Raw genomic sequence first — 13,830 nt, forward strand, 5'->3', positions numbered from 1 at the left:
CGTGCCGGGCGTTATTAAGCATTGTCGCCGTGCTTTATAGCTGCCATTTCTTGCCGCGGCCTGCCAGTATGCGTGCCAATTATTCCCATATCCACAAAAAATATATGATTAAATTGGATGCTTTCTGTTGTAGATAATGAGCAAGTCCAGAGTGGCCAGTGCCAACCCCAAGCAAAAGGGCGTCCCTCAGCCCAAGCCCAACCCAAGGTGGGGGAGGGAGGAAGAGACCGAGTTTTTCGCAAAAAAGGTCAAGCTTTTCAGACAAGGCAAGATTTCTGAAGACGATTTCCGCCGTTTCAGGCTGCAACACGGCGCGTACGGGTCGCGCCTTCACGCCGATTACAGCATGGTGAGGATAAAGGTGCCGTCAGGCGAGATAACGGCAGAGCAGGTGGACAAGATAGCGAGCATGTCCGAGGCGTTTTCCATCGGCTCGGCGCACGTCTCGACGCGCCAGAACATCCAGCTGCATTGGGTGCAGCTGGAAGACGTGAGCGAGGTGATGCGCGGGCTTGTCGAAGCCGGCCTCACCACCCGAGAGGCATGCGGCAACACGGTCAGAAACGTCATGTGCAGCCACTTTGCAGGCGTCTGCCCCGATGAGGCGTTTGACGCCACGCCCTACTCGATGGCGGTAGCCAAGTTTTTCCTGCGCAACCCGATGTGCCAGAACCTGCCCAGAAAGTTCAAGATCAACTTTGGCTGCTGCGAGAAGCACGGGCTGGTAAAAGTAGCAGACATTGGCCTCGTGCCTGCCGTCAAGGAGGTAAACGGCGAGCAGGTAAAGGGATTCAGGATATACCTCGGCGGAGGGCTGGGCGCGGCGTCGTTCATTGGACACCCGCTTGAGGACTTTACCCCCGAAAGTCGCGTCCTTTCGACGTGTATGGCGACTATCAGGCTGTTTGACAGGCACGGAAACCGCGAGAACATGGCGCGCAACAGGATGCGCTACCTGGTGCATGAGACGGGGTGGGAGAAATTCCAAAAGATGGTCCTCAAGGAGCGTACCGCAGTCGAGATGACGACGTCGCTTGCTACCGCAAGCAACTATGACGTCGGCGCGCAAGAAGACAAGCACCAGTTGCCCAAAGCTTCCAGGATGGCGAAACTGCCGATGTTTGAGCAAGTCGCCAGGGACGGCCCGGCGTACGAGCGGTGGCTGCATTCAAACGCGGTCGCGCAAAAGCAAGAAGGCTACTTTACAGTATTCATAACGCTGGGCGCAGGAGACATTACGGCAAGCCAGCTGCGCGTCCTCGCCTCTGCTATCCGCGAGCTGTCCGCAGAGGGATCTGCGAGGCTGACTCCGCAGCAAAACTTTGCGATACGGTACGTGCGCGGGACGGACCTGCGCGAGTTTTATGACAGGCTCGCGACTGCCGGCCTTGCAAACCCGGGCGCGCTCACGATAGCGTCAGCGGTCGGCTGCTCCGGCACCACGTCATGCAACCTTGCCATTACAAACTCGCACAGGCTGGCAAAAGAAGTCCAGAGAAAGTTCCTGGAGCTCGGGCTTGACACGGACGACTCGCTAAAGGACGCGACTGTCAAGATAAGCGGCTGCCCCAACTCGTGCGGCCAGCACGAGATCGCCACGATAGGGTTCTTTGGCGGCGCGTCCAGGATAGGAAACTCTATGTCGCCAACCTACACGATGCTGTTTGGCGGCAGCGCCGGCGAGCAGGGCGAGCTTGGCAGGGCAGTGATGCGCGTGCCGGCCAAGCGCGTCGTGGATGTGGTACTGAAGATCATAGAGTCGTACAGGGCAGAGCGCGTAAGCGACGAGACGTTCCACCAGTGGGTCGTAAAGATAGCAAAGGGCCAGGGCACGGGCAGCGTAAAGACCCTCGAAGACGTCAAGGCGCTGCTTGCGCCGGCTGTCCAGCTGCCCCCGGCAGAGGACGACCCCGACGCCTACCGCGACTTTGGCAGCGACTCTAAATTCACTGCCAAGACGGCAAGGGGAGAATGCGCGGCTTGAAAAAAGCCGCTGCAAGGCCCAGAGCCATAGCCAAGAAAAAGCCGGCAAAGGTTGTTGCAAGGAAAAAGATCCCTGCCAAGAGAGCTGCAAAAAAGCCAGCCGGGCAGTTCATCCAGCTGCCGATAATATGCGACGCTGACACGCTGCGCACTCTTGTCAGGAAAAAGGCAGTGCGCGTGGTCGACGTGCGCAAGGCCGAGGATTACGACGCCGGCCACATACCGACTGCGGTGTCGCTTCCGCTGGCGCGCCTTCTTGAAGACGACAGGCCAGAGCGCGTAATCCAGCTTTTGCAAGAGTTTGGCGTGGCTGAAAGGATGCCGGTGGTGATATACGACAACACCTTTGGCGCGCTTGCGGCAAGGGTCGCCTGGACGTTCCAGTACGTCGGCCACTCCAACACCGCGCTGCTGGAGATGACGTTCAAGCAGTGGCAAGAGCTCGGCCTCGAAGTGGAGGTCAGGCCCAACTCTTTCAAGCGCACGGCCCACCCGCTTGCGATAAAGAGCGAAATGTACGCAGACGCCCAGTACGTCGAGGCTGCGCAGTCGCAGCAGGGCAAGCTCCTTGTGGACTCGCGCGAGCGCCTCAACTTTCTCACCGAGCACATACCAACCGCGAGGAACATCCCGTACACGATGCTCGGCGCGGGTGGCAACATACTGAGAAAGTCTGACGAGCTGAAACGCATGATCGAAAACCGCGGCATCGCTCAGGATTCAGAGATAATCACGTACTGCGGCAGCGTCGGGACCCTGTCGGGGCTCGCATACTATGCGCTAAAGCTGGCAGGCTACAACAACGTAAAACTGTATCCAAAGTCTTTCAAGGAATGGAAGTCGCTAGGCAAGCCCAAGGACGAGTTCAAGGAAGCCAACTACTGGGACCTCTCGGCGGAATAAGCGGCTTGGCAAGATTGATAGTGTGCCTCACCGGCATGCCGGGCGCAGGCAAGACCACCGTCGCGTCGCACCTGAAGGAGAAGGGCTTCTCGGCCATAACCATGGGCGACGCGGTGAGAGAGGAGGCAAAAAGGCAGGGATTGGAACCCACCGACGCCAACCTCGGGAACATGATGCTAAAGCTCAGGAAGGACCTCGGTCAGGGCGCAGTAGCGCACCTGATACTGAAGAAACTAGAGAGGGACGGAGATTCGCGCAACCTCGTTATTGACGGGATAAGGAGCATACCGGAAGTCGAGGTGCTGAAAAAGGTCGGCGAGGTCCGGCTCCTGGCCGTGCACGCGTCGCAGGACACGCGCTTTCAGCACCTTCAAGAGCGCGGCAGGCAAGACGCGCCGGCCTCTAGCGACGAGTTTGCAGGCAGGGACAAGCGCGAGCTGTCAGTGGGAATAAGCGAGGCCATCGCGCTTGCAGACGAGACCATTTCAAACAACGAGATAACCATCGAGCAGCTGAATGAGAAGGCTTACGAGATAGTGAGCGGCTGGCTCGCAGAGGTGCAGGAAAAATGAAAAAGCTGTACGTATCGTCGCCCATAGACGTCAAGGTGGAGGCGGCTGTCAACCCGTCTGAAAACCCCGACAAGGTGATAAACGCCATGGCGATGGTCGTCCAGCGCTGCTCGCCGGAATTCCGCTACGGCTCAAGGGCGATTGGCAAAGCCACTGGCAGCGAGTCGCTGTCGCTGATATACGAGCAGGTCAGGTCAAGGTCGGCGATGGGCGTATTGAGGAGGATGCTTGTCGACAACCGCGCCGGCACCAGCACGTGGTTTTTGCTCAACAAGCAGGCCGCCAGCGCCGGCATAGTGGTCGTCATAGAGGACGAGCAGGAATCGCCCCTTGGCCCCATCAGAGTCACGCTCAACTGCGAGGAGCTGGACGTCCTCACGGACTGGCTGGCGCCAGAGCAGTAAGCTTCTTTTACCTCTCTTTTGCTAGGGGCATCATGGAAGCATACTGCGTCAAGTGCAAAGCCAAGCGCGAAATGAAGGACCCAAAAAAGATCACGATGAAAAATGGCAAGCCCGCAACACAGGGCACGTGTACAAAGTGCGGCACCAAGATGTTTAGGATCGGCGCAGCATAATTTTACACTTTTTTCACTTTTTCTTTTTTCAACGTATAATAGCCTAAAGCGCATAGTGTCGCTGCTTGATTAACATAAAGGGCCTGGTCAAGCGCTACGGCCGGCTCACCGCGGTCGACGGCCTCACCCTTGACATCGAGGACAACGAGGTATTCGGGCTCCTCGGATCAAACGGCGCAGGCAAGACCACGACGATACACATGCTTGCTACCCTGCTCAAGCCGACGGCAGGCACCGCGACTGTCAACGGCTACGACATCGTGTCCCAGCCGTCAAAGGTGCGCGAAAGCATCGGCATCGTCTTTCAGGCGCCGAGCAGCGACGACATGCTGACAGGGTACGAGAACCTGCACATACACGCGCTGCTGTACGGCGTGCCTTCCAATGGCAGGAAAAAGAGGATAGAGGAGGTGCTCGAGCTGGTTGGGCTTGCAGACAGGAAGAACGACAGGGTAAAGACGTATTCTGGCGGCATGCGCCGGCGGCTGGAAATAGCGCGGGGCCTCTTGCACAAGCCCAAGGTCATGTTTCTCGACGAGCCCACCCTCGGGCTTGACCCGACAAGCAGGGAGACCATGTGGAGGTACGTGCGCAGGCTCGTGGAGGAGGAGAAGGTCACGATAATCCTGACGACGCACTACATGGAAGAGGCCGACATGCTGTGCGACAGGATAGGAGTCATCGACAAGGGCAGGATCGTCGCCCTTGACACGCCGGCAAACCTGAAGGCGTCGCTTGGAGGCGACATCATCCGGATAAAGACGCCGACGAAAAACGCGCTGGAAATAGCGAGCAAGTTTGACTTTGTGCACAAGGCCGAGATGAAGGACGGCTTTCTCGTGTTAGCAGTCAAGGACGCCCGGCGCAGTCTGCCGGCGATACTGCAGGGCATCGAGGCCGAGTCGGCTGAGTTTGCAAGCCCCACGCTCAACGACGTCTTTATCCAGCTGACGGGCAGGAACATCAAGGAAGAGCCGGAAGGCGGCTTCATGGAGAAGTTTGCGAAATATGATTGAGCAACACCTTGCAAAGGTATACGCGATTTGGCTGCGCGAGTTCAAGGTGTTCCTGCGCGAAAAGAGCAGGCTCATCGCGTCGACGTTCACGCCGATACTTTGGCTGTTTGTGATAGGCTCCGGCATCGGCTCTGCGACCAGCATCTCGGGCGCGCCAGGCATCGAGTACCAGCAGTTCATCTTTCCCGGCATCGTCATAATGTCGATAATATTCTCGTCTGTGTTTTACGGCTCGTACATCATCTGGGACAGGAAATTCGACTTCCTGAAAAGCGTGATGGTTGCGCCGGTGAGCAGGGGCACGGTGTTTGTCGGCAAGACGCTTGGCGGCATGACCAACTCGCTTGTCCAGGCCATGATACTCCTTGCAATAGGCGCGGCAATCGGGATCCCGTTCACGCCGCTTTCGGTTCTTCAAGCAGTCGCAGTCATACTGCTTTTGTCGTTTGGGCTGACGTCGCTTGGCCTCGCCCTTGGCAGCTACATGTACAGCCTCGAAGGGTTCCAGATGATTGTCAGTTTCGTGGTGTTCCCGCTGTTCTTTCTCTCGGGCGCGTTGTTTCCATTGGACAACCTGCCGTCGTGGCTCTACGTTCTGACGGCTGCCGATCCTGCCACCTACGGCGTAAGCGCGCTGCGCAGCACGATGCTAGGGGTGGGCGGCTACCCTGCGCTTGACTTTGCGATACTTGCCGCCTACACGGCCGCGCTGGGCCTTTTTGGGATATACTCGTTCAAAAGGATGAAGGCAGTCTAGACGATCTGCGCTGTAGATTTAATAGAGGTAGTACAGCCTGACTTTTCAGGGGCCATAGTCTAGCTTGGCAGGATGTCAGCCCGGGGCGCTGGAGGTCGTGGGTTCGAATCCCACTGGCCCCATTCTTTTTATGGGTTCAAATACGCCGGCGACATACACCAGCAAGCAACGATGATGAGACAAGGAGGCCCTTTTTAGTATGCCTACAAAGCTGGCCACAACCATCGCCAAGATTGGCACCATTTCAAACCCTACGAATGCAGCCATTGTGCAAGAGTTCAGCGACTACCTCAAGAACAAAGTCTGCTCAGAGAGCCACCACAACAACTCGCTGAAGGCTGCCATTGCCTTTGCAAGACATCTGGGTCCCAGAGTGACATTCTACGACGTTGAGAGGAAGGAGCAGCTGCTGGCATATCTGGACACCAAGATAAAGAGCCCTGAGATAGACCCAGACAAGCGCTGGATAACCACTTGGAACGACCAGTTGCGACGTGTCAAGATGCTCTATAGGTGGCTCTTCAACGAAAGGGGAAGGGCATGAGGAGAGATGGATGAGAGGCTCTTGCCCGAGTGGCAGACACCCGCGTTCCTAAAGATAAGAGAGAGAAAGGCAGTCCGGCTCAGCCCGTACAGCGAGACAGAAATCTGGGAGCGCGACGAATTGCTCCTTGTAATCAAGTATGAACAGAGTAGGCGCAACAAGGCCGCGCTAGCCCTGCTCTGGGACTTGGACGCACGCAACCATGAGGTTACAAGGCTGAAAATAAAGCATCTGAGGCTCAAAGAGCGGTACGGTGAGGGCGAGATACCCAGCAACACCAAAACCGGCGGCGGGCCAATTTTGTTGACCTGCTCCTTCCCCTACGTCAGAGACTGGCTCAACGAACACCCATTCAGGAACTCGCCAGAGGCAAGCCTCATTTGCAGCGCGACGACAGGCCGCCCTGTAAGGTCGGAAGTGCCGTGGAACATCATGAAGGCGCTCCGGGCGCGAATCATCAGGCTGCTCGACGCTGACGAAATAGCAGACCCGCAAGAGCGCGAGAAACTGGAATTCCTTCTAAAGACAAAAAAATGGAACCCCTATTGCATACGGCACTCGGCAATTACGTCTGACTCGGACTTTTTGCCGGAATACGCCCTAAAGAAAAAAGTACACTGGTCCATGAACAGCAAGCAGGGAAGCAGGTACATCAAGCGCAGGATGGGCACCCAGTTAAAAAGGGAGATCCTCCTGCGCAGCGGAATCGTCCCGGACGAGGAGGCCATGATGCAAAAGCCGGCTGTGCTGAACTGTCCTCGGTGCAGCCTCGTGAACGCCGTGGATGTCCGGTTTTGCGCGAAATGCACCTACCCGCTCACACCAGCCGCCTTTGACGAGGTCAAGGCAGATGAAAAGTCGCAGCGTGAGATGCTGCTGAGAAACCATGCACAGGAGATGATTGAGATGAAAGAGGAGCTGAGGAATGAGATGAAGCAGCAGTTTGCGCAGTTGTTAAAGACTCTAAAGCCGGAGGTAGTGCAGAAGGGGGTATTGTCACGATAGTACTCCCCTTCCTCCACCTCTTCTTGCATCAATTCAAGGTTATCGGTCGCGGCGCTCTACTGTTGCTGGCGCATTGACTGGCTGTAAATTCTAGTGTACTCCTTTACAAGTTCATAGAACGCGTCGTAGTACGGCTTTATCTGCTGAGTCAAGCGCACTGTCTTGCCATCCTGTAGACTCTTTGCATCGTCATCTGATAGCCTGATGCCCAGCACCTCCCAGGCCCACTCCCTAAAGTATTTGGATATTATTTCCAAGGCCTTGGGACCATGCATGGCATTTAGGGCACCATTTTCTGGCAATCCCTTATACACTATTGTTATTGTGAAAGGCCGTTGCAGGTTCTCTGCCGCGACTTGATGCGCCACGGCCGCTAGATTGACCAAAACGTCCTTGCCAAGTTTGCCGCCAGCGTCTTCGCCGATGCCCTCCCGCGCAAAATAAAACTCGTACAGCCTAGATTATATGAAGGAACTGATTTCTGCAGTCGTCTTTTTGAGCAGCGCGTGATGCTTCTTCCCCTTCTTGCTGTCGGGCAGAAATGGCATATCGGCCAGATCGTGCATCTCTTGGACCTTGGAGTCCAGAATAGAGCCGACCCATTCCCCCACTATTAGGGGCCATAGGTCAAGCTCTATTTCCTCTGAGGACAATTCGATAGTGCTGCTGCCAGAGAGTTCGCGCATTTTGTTATCCAGCAATAATCCGTTGAGCCTCTTGACGTTGATGGTAAACGTAGAGTTTTTTCGCCCCGTTTAAAAGAAAGTTAAGTGAACCCATCAACATGAAAAGGTCAAATCCCACTGCTTCGGCGTACGGATTCATTGTAGCAGCAGATTAAGGCCCCCAATCAGGATTAGTGTCTCTTGCCGTATTGATCGTCAGTCGCGACTGTACTCCCTCAGCACTGTCTGCGGGGTTCATGATATGGAGCTCATTGTTGCCATCTCTATCGCTTACAAACGCTATTTTCGTGCCGTCAGGAGACCAGCTTGGTAACATGTCCGCAGCAGGGTCGGTTGTAAGTGAAGCCTCTCCTGTGCCATCAGCATTTACGATAAGGATGTCGGGAGGCCCAAAGCAGAGAGCCGCAGCACAGCTGGTGCCAGCTATTTGAGCGCCACTTGGAGACCATGCTGTGTCGCAACAGGGTGCCCCTCCTATGGACGTGCCATTGGTGAACACAATTTCACCGCTAGGAGACGACGAAGGCCCGTGCCTAAAGGTTAATACTATTTTCGTACCGTCCGGCGACCAGTTTGGCAGGCCCTCAAACTGGGGAGGGCTATCTGCAGGCCTCCCCGTAAGACGCGCTACATCGCTGCCATCGCTCGCGTTCATTATGAAGACGCGGCTATATCCATCTCTATCGCTCGCAAACGCTATCTTGGTACCGTCCGGCGACCACGAAGGATCAAAACCTGCCGTCAGATTTGTAATATTATTGCCATCGGCATCCGCGACGCGGATCTCGCCGCCTCCAGAAAATGCTATCTTGGTACCGTCCGGCGACCATGCTATGCCAGTATCAAAAGCAGGATTATTGCTCAAATTGGTCTGCCCGCTGCCGTCAGCATTCATAACGTAGATCTCGCTGTTTCCGTCTCGCTCGCTTTCAAAGGCTACCTTTGTACCATCAGGAGACAGCTTTGCAAAACCGTCGTTTGCGCTGCTATTTGTAAGCCTTGTCTGCGTCTTGCCGCTCAAGACATAGATCTCGTTGTTGCCATCTCTGTCACTTGTAAAAACTATTTTTCCATCGACTGCCGGAGTTGTGCCTGCGGCCCTATAGTACGCGGTTATCTCCGTTTCGTTGTCCAGTGTCAATGTGCGGATTCTGTTCGTACTGTCGTTGTCGCCCCAGTGGTCAAATGTGACATTCCGATAGCCATTCGTTGCATACACCTTGTACGTTGTTGCGGTTGCATTGGCGCCTGCCGGGTCCTGAGGATCGATGACAGTCCACATGTGCAGGGGAGTGCTGTTTGCTTCTTCCTCTTCTCTGTCATCTCCTTCGCCAAGCAAAGCCGCGTTCACGGTCAAATCTGGCTGTTGCTCTGTGCCGGTGTATGTAAGTGCAGTAAATCCTCTCAATGCGTCTCCGGTATCGTATATTGCGGTCAACGTGGTGTTTCTATCAGGGCCAGAGGGCAAGACTATGGAGCGTGTCCTTTCGGTTATCCCGTCTTCCCAGCTTTGGAATATCTTGCCATCATAGTCTGCTACTGAAATATCGTATTCAGTCCCAGAATTGCCGGCAAAAGAAAATGGAGTAAATCCTGTCTCTACGACTGTCGAGTAGCTATCAGCCGTACGAACAACTGTCCACAGGCCGCTTACAGGGTCGCCAGAAAGGTCGATTGAATTTATGACTACTGTCTGCTTTTGCAATTTCGGTGGCGGAGCTGCAAATACAAAACCGGTCACTATTGATTCTGCGACTCTGCTACTTGCAACAAACTCATCAATAAAAGCTCCTGAAATGCCGTCGTAGCGATTGATTGCATTCGGAAAATTACTATTGAGCACATACAGGTTGCCATCGGGGCCGAAGGTCATTTTTGTTACACGCAAAAAGCCTTCCTCCTCGCTCACAAAGTTGTCAATAAAGGCCCCAGTGGTGCCATTGTAACGGTCGACCCCGAGACCCGCTCCTATGTACAGGTTATTATCGGGGCCAAATGCCAGTGCTTCGCTGCCTGTCGCAACAAAGATGTCAATGAAAGAGCCTGTGGTGCCATTGTAACGCTTGACTAAACCGACCCCGGTACCAAATATTCCATCTAGTACGTACAGGTTGCCATCCGGACCGAATGTCATTTTTTGTGGATTGTTAAGGCCGCCAGCGCCGGCGGGAATAAAAACGTCCATAAAATCACCGGTATTACCGCCATACCGCCTAATTTCGGCTGTGGCAGCATTAATTACGTACAGGTTGCCATCCAACGCCTGTGCCGGTTGAATCGGGAATGCAACTACAATAGAGGAGGCGAAAATTAATGCTGCAAGTGCTAAGACAAAAGGCAAACTGCTTTTTGGAATACTGCAAATCTTCTTCCTCATCTCGGTAGCGCGGTCCTTCTCTACATCTGACCGGGGTGTCGTTTGCTCGACATTATTATTTGGCGAGCCCATAGCTAATGACACGACTTCAAGTAAATAAAGAGGCTAGGTGCCCTATACCGGATAAGTATCGTATGATTAACTGCCTATCTCTGTGAAAAAAGAGGTTACGACAGCCTGCCAGGCAGCTTTTGTCCGCTGCATACTGCTATCATGATTATTCACTTTTCTTAGTGAGCGGCCCCTCTGATGGAGCAATAGCTGCTTATGCTGCCGAGAGGAGTTACATTAAGCGATTGCAAATTCGAGTCCTGGTTACTAGCCATTGGCTTGAAGAAAATTGAGTCGAGTCTCCTTGTTAACTTGGCTTACACATTCTAGCCGTTCGATCGGCTTCCGCAGACCAATCCCATTTAAGAGAAAGTTAAGTGAACCCATCAACATGGTAAGGTCAAATCCCACTGGATGGGAACTTGCTGCTGAAGGTTATACAGAAATTCTGTAAAGATGAGGTTCGCCTTTTCGTCTACGCGGCCCCGTTAAGAATTATCTATGATGAGTTTGTTTAGGAACTTGGTGCCACTCTGACCACAGGGTCTTCAAGGGGCCAGCCGTATCCAGCTGCCCTCTGAAGGTACTCTGTTTGAATCAAGGATGAATAGCAGCTGCCATCCGGGGGGCGCCAAATTTGCATCTGGAGGTTCGGCCACGTCGATTGTGCCTGCGCCCACACCTGTGATAGCAAGTTCAATTCCGCGCTGTGACATGTTGAAACCATGTGTCACAGCTCCTGGGCGAAGCAGAATCACCTCGGTTATGTCGGCAGGTGTAGGAGTGGTGATCTGGAAACTGCCCCCATAGTTTATCGTTAGAGGCGCGTTAGTTATCGCAGGGCGGAGCATGTCAAAGTAGTCCGGGTAGAAGCGTTCGTGGGGTGTCGGACCGCCGGGACCGCCGGGGTCGCCGCCTGCTAAAACGCTTCCATCGCTCAGCAAGAGGAAGGAAGAGTGGTAGCCGCGAACATATTTCATGTTTGGACCAAGCTGCCATCCTGCACCGGGATTTTTCGGGTCAAAAATCTCACAAGGTCCGCCATCGGCGCCACCTGAAACACCGCCCGCAATCAATACCCTACCGTCGGGAAGAAGCGTAGCTGTAAATTGATTCGGACGTGGGACATTGAGATTGGGCAGGGAAGTCCATGCAGGTGCAGCCACGGATAGATCAATCTGCTCTGCAGTTTCCGAAGTTCCAGGCAAGTCCCCTCCCATAATGTATGCAATAGGCTTGTAGTCAGGAGGCCTGAGTATAAGCAGCACTGAAGATCCTTTCTCGCCTCCAGAACTGCGATCGCCAGCGACGGTAGCGTACGAGTCAATTGCACCTGGTGCTGACCAGTTGAAGCGTTGTGTCGGGACATGTGGTCCAGCTATGAAAAGCCGGCCGTCGGGAAGCAAATAGGTCCACGGATAGAACTCGTGGTGGTGCATCGAAGCAGGTAGAGCTGCGGGAGCCGACCACGTTCCGGCAGCAGGATCATACACCTCAATGGTTTTTGAAGCAGAGCCAAATAACGTTAGGACGCGACTGTCTCCGATAGTTAGTGTAGTGCTGTAGAAACGGCTATCAGTCGTGCTCCCTGTTTGCGACCAGGTCTCTGTAGTTGGGTCAAAAAGAAATGCACGGACATTTCCTGCGAGGCTCGTACCGGGTCCTGTGAAACCGCCATGGGCCAACAATCTTCCGTTTGCATCGTTAAGGAATGTGTGCTCAGCAGACCACAAATCAGAAAGGTCAGCGTCGAGTCCTGGCAGAGAAGCAGGCTGATTGGCAGGGGATGAATATGCTCCGGCGGGCGACGAGTAATCCCACAGTCGGGACTGGTCAGCTCTCGTATAGCCCCAGTAGAGCACTTTCTTTGTATTCGGCAGCAGGACAGAATGCATGAAGGTTACTTCGGGGTTGCCAGCGATCGCCTCCCACCGGCCAGTGCCATGGACTTTGCATGGATGCGGATCTACGTCCGGACAAGCGTTTGTGCCATCATCAAGCGCAAGGCCGATTCTGTGACTTATTTCGTGGGCTAGTTTCTCGGTCAACCAAAGGCTTTGCTTGGCTCGCACCAGTCCAACCATGCCATTCATCATGTGATGGTGCACATGGCAGTGAAAGAGAAAGTCACCCTTGAGACGGTAAAGTTTTGCTTCTTTTGGACGTTTAGCGGGATCCTGCATGTTGGCCATATCTTCATCCAGGAGAATCACGGGTGGAACTTGCGTTTCGGCAATAAAAGATTCTGCCGGGCCAATGCTGCGAACGTCAATACTTTCGCCAGCAAAACTCCATCTCATGGCGTGCGGATGAAAGTTGTGCCAAACGGGACTAGTATCAAGGTTGAATACATACCACCGTATCCGTTGACCCGAGGGGGCTACAATGGTTGGGGTGTTTCCTACAAAGCCTCTTCCATTTAGGCAATGGGTGGACATGGCCGCCCCCTGCTTCGATGTGACTGTATGATGGAACATGCTGTGGTTCTCCCAATGCACCTGCCCTCCCACACCAACAGTAACATCCGCCGGACTGAATGCCATCATAGGAGCATCAACAATGTTCACTGAAACATTCGCGGGACCACCCGGAACTACCCGCACGACTCCAGTCATGATTGGGTGGTGCTGGCAAAAGTATTCGTGATCCCCGGCTGCGGCAAAGGTATTGTCAAATACCCCTGTAAGCTCTTCAATGTCTCCGCTGTCGAAGGTAGGTTTATTCTCTGTATTAGACATGAAGTGAAAGAAAACTGGCACATGATCTGTAGAAATTTTGCGTTTTGGTTTGGACAGTTCCCTCATTGTATGTTCTTCTAGGACGTGTAGGTAGCTTTTGAGCAACCTAATACTAGCTGGTTTTAGGCGGTTTGCATTTATGACTGGCGGAAGCTGCAACGGCTCCGCAAAGTCCTTCGCTGACTTGGCCTTCTCGAGAGAAGGCAGAACTCCCTCAGTCGTGGCAATGTCTCGGTACAAATCATTAGCAAAATTCTTTGGAAGTGGGATTGTGCGTGGTGGATTTTCATGGCATGGTAGTACTACTATGCCACCAAACAGTCCCTGATCAATCCTTATATGATGATGGTGCGTGTGATCATGGAAAGGCCAGGCGCCAACCATGTTCTCTAATATCTCGAATGTATAGGTCCACCTTTCTTCCGGGCAGATGGCATCTGAGCGCCCTCCATGGTGCGCTGCCTCAGTGCCAAACGGCCAGGAACCATCGGAATCAATCCCATAACGAAGCCCGTGCACATGAAGAGAATGGGGCTCCTCATCGCAATTCCACACATGGATCTTTAGGCGCTGGTCCGGCCGCGCGTAAATGACTGTACCGGGGACGCGATGATTGTATAC

13 protein-coding genes and 1 tRNA gene are annotated in these 13,830 nt (G+C 54.0%); 10 read left to right on the forward strand and 4 right to left on the reverse strand.

Features of this window, described 5'->3' with window-relative positions; all coding sequences use genetic code 11:
* Positions 1 to 136: 136 nt before the first annotated feature.
* From ACREAY_RS04750 to ACREAY_RS04795, 10 genes are all read left to right on the forward strand, one after another.
* Positions 137 to 1,984 (forward strand): nitrite/sulfite reductase, encoded by a 1,848-nt coding sequence (locus ACREAY_RS04750; protein ID WP_431754614.1) that lies wholly within the window; start codon positions 137 to 139, stop codon positions 1,982 to 1,984.
* A complete protein-coding gene (locus tag ACREAY_RS04755; RefSeq protein WP_431754615.1) occupies positions 1,981 to 2,886 on the forward strand; it encodes a rhodanese-like domain-containing protein in 906 nt (301 codons plus the stop codon). Before ACREAY_RS04750 ends, ACREAY_RS04755 begins: the two co-directional genes overlap by 4 nt.
* Positions 2,887 to 2,891: 5 nt before the next feature.
* Positions 2,892 to 3,458, forward strand: a complete 567-nt coding sequence (locus ACREAY_RS04760) for an AAA family ATPase (protein ID WP_431754616.1) — start codon at positions 2,892 to 2,894, stop codon at positions 3,456 to 3,458.
* Positions 3,455 to 3,862, forward strand: coding sequence for a hypothetical protein (locus tag ACREAY_RS04765; protein ID WP_431754617.1), 408 nt, complete (start codon positions 3,455 to 3,457; stop codon positions 3,860 to 3,862). Before ACREAY_RS04760 ends, ACREAY_RS04765 begins: the two co-directional genes overlap by 4 nt.
* A gap of 32 nt (positions 3,863 to 3,894) precedes the next feature.
* The gene (locus ACREAY_RS04770) at positions 3,895 to 4,035 is read left to right on the forward strand and encodes a DUF5679 domain-containing protein (protein WP_431754618.1); all 141 of its coding nucleotides are present in this window, start codon (positions 3,895 to 3,897) and stop codon (positions 4,033 to 4,035) included.
* A gap of 65 nt (positions 4,036 to 4,100) precedes the next feature.
* Entirely contained in the window at positions 4,101 to 5,051 is a 951-nt protein-coding gene (locus ACREAY_RS04775; protein ID WP_431754619.1) for an ATP-binding cassette domain-containing protein, read from the forward strand.
* Positions 5,044 to 5,808 carry an ABC transporter permease gene (locus ACREAY_RS04780; protein WP_431754620.1) on the forward strand — a complete coding sequence of 255 codons (765 nt, stop codon included), beginning with the start codon at positions 5,044 to 5,046 and terminating at the stop codon, positions 5,806 to 5,808. The genes ACREAY_RS04775 and ACREAY_RS04780 overlap by 8 nt, the downstream gene beginning before the upstream one ends.
* Positions 5,809 to 5,856: 48 nt before the next feature.
* Positions 5,857 to 5,930: transfer RNA gene (locus ACREAY_RS04785), tRNA-Pro, on the forward strand.
* Between the two features lie 77 nt (positions 5,931 to 6,007).
* The gene (locus ACREAY_RS04790) at positions 6,008 to 6,352 is read left to right on the forward strand and encodes a hypothetical protein (protein WP_431754621.1); all 345 of its coding nucleotides are present in this window, start codon (positions 6,008 to 6,010) and stop codon (positions 6,350 to 6,352) included.
* 6 nt (positions 6,353 to 6,358) lie between these two features.
* A complete protein-coding gene (locus ACREAY_RS04795) occupies positions 6,359 to 7,357 on the forward strand; it encodes a hypothetical protein (protein ID WP_431754622.1) in 999 nt (332 codons plus the stop codon).
* A gap of 56 nt (positions 7,358 to 7,413) precedes the next feature.
* On the opposite strand, the gene ACREAY_RS04800 is transcribed toward ACREAY_RS04795, so the two are convergent.
* From ACREAY_RS04800 to ACREAY_RS04815, 4 genes are all read right to left on the reverse strand, one after another.
* Positions 7,414 to 7,725 carry a hypothetical protein gene (locus ACREAY_RS04800; RefSeq protein ID WP_431754623.1) on the reverse strand — a complete coding sequence of 104 codons (312 nt, stop codon included), beginning with the start codon at positions 7,723 to 7,725 and terminating at the stop codon, positions 7,414 to 7,416.
* Between the two features lie 93 nt (positions 7,726 to 7,818).
* Positions 7,819 to 8,043 carry a hypothetical protein gene (locus ACREAY_RS04805; protein ID WP_431754624.1) on the reverse strand — a complete coding sequence of 75 codons (225 nt, stop codon included), beginning with the start codon at positions 8,041 to 8,043 and terminating at the stop codon, positions 7,819 to 7,821.
* Between the two features lie 151 nt (positions 8,044 to 8,194).
* The gene (locus tag ACREAY_RS04810; protein WP_431754625.1) at positions 8,195 to 10,420 is read right to left on the reverse strand and encodes a hypothetical protein; all 2,226 of its coding nucleotides are present in this window, start codon (positions 10,418 to 10,420) and stop codon (positions 8,195 to 8,197) included.
* Positions 10,421 to 11,019: 599 nt separating this feature from the next.
* Positions 11,020 to 13,830, reverse strand: a 2,811-nt coding sequence (locus ACREAY_RS04815; protein ID WP_431754626.1) for a galactose oxidase-like domain-containing protein, incomplete at its 5' end; no start/stop codon positions are given.

Origin of the sequence: Nitrososphaera sp., assembly GCF_050748925.1 — an archaeon.
In the GTDB taxonomy this organism is placed as follows: Archaea; Thermoproteota; Nitrososphaeria; order Nitrososphaerales; family Nitrososphaeraceae; genus Nitrososphaera.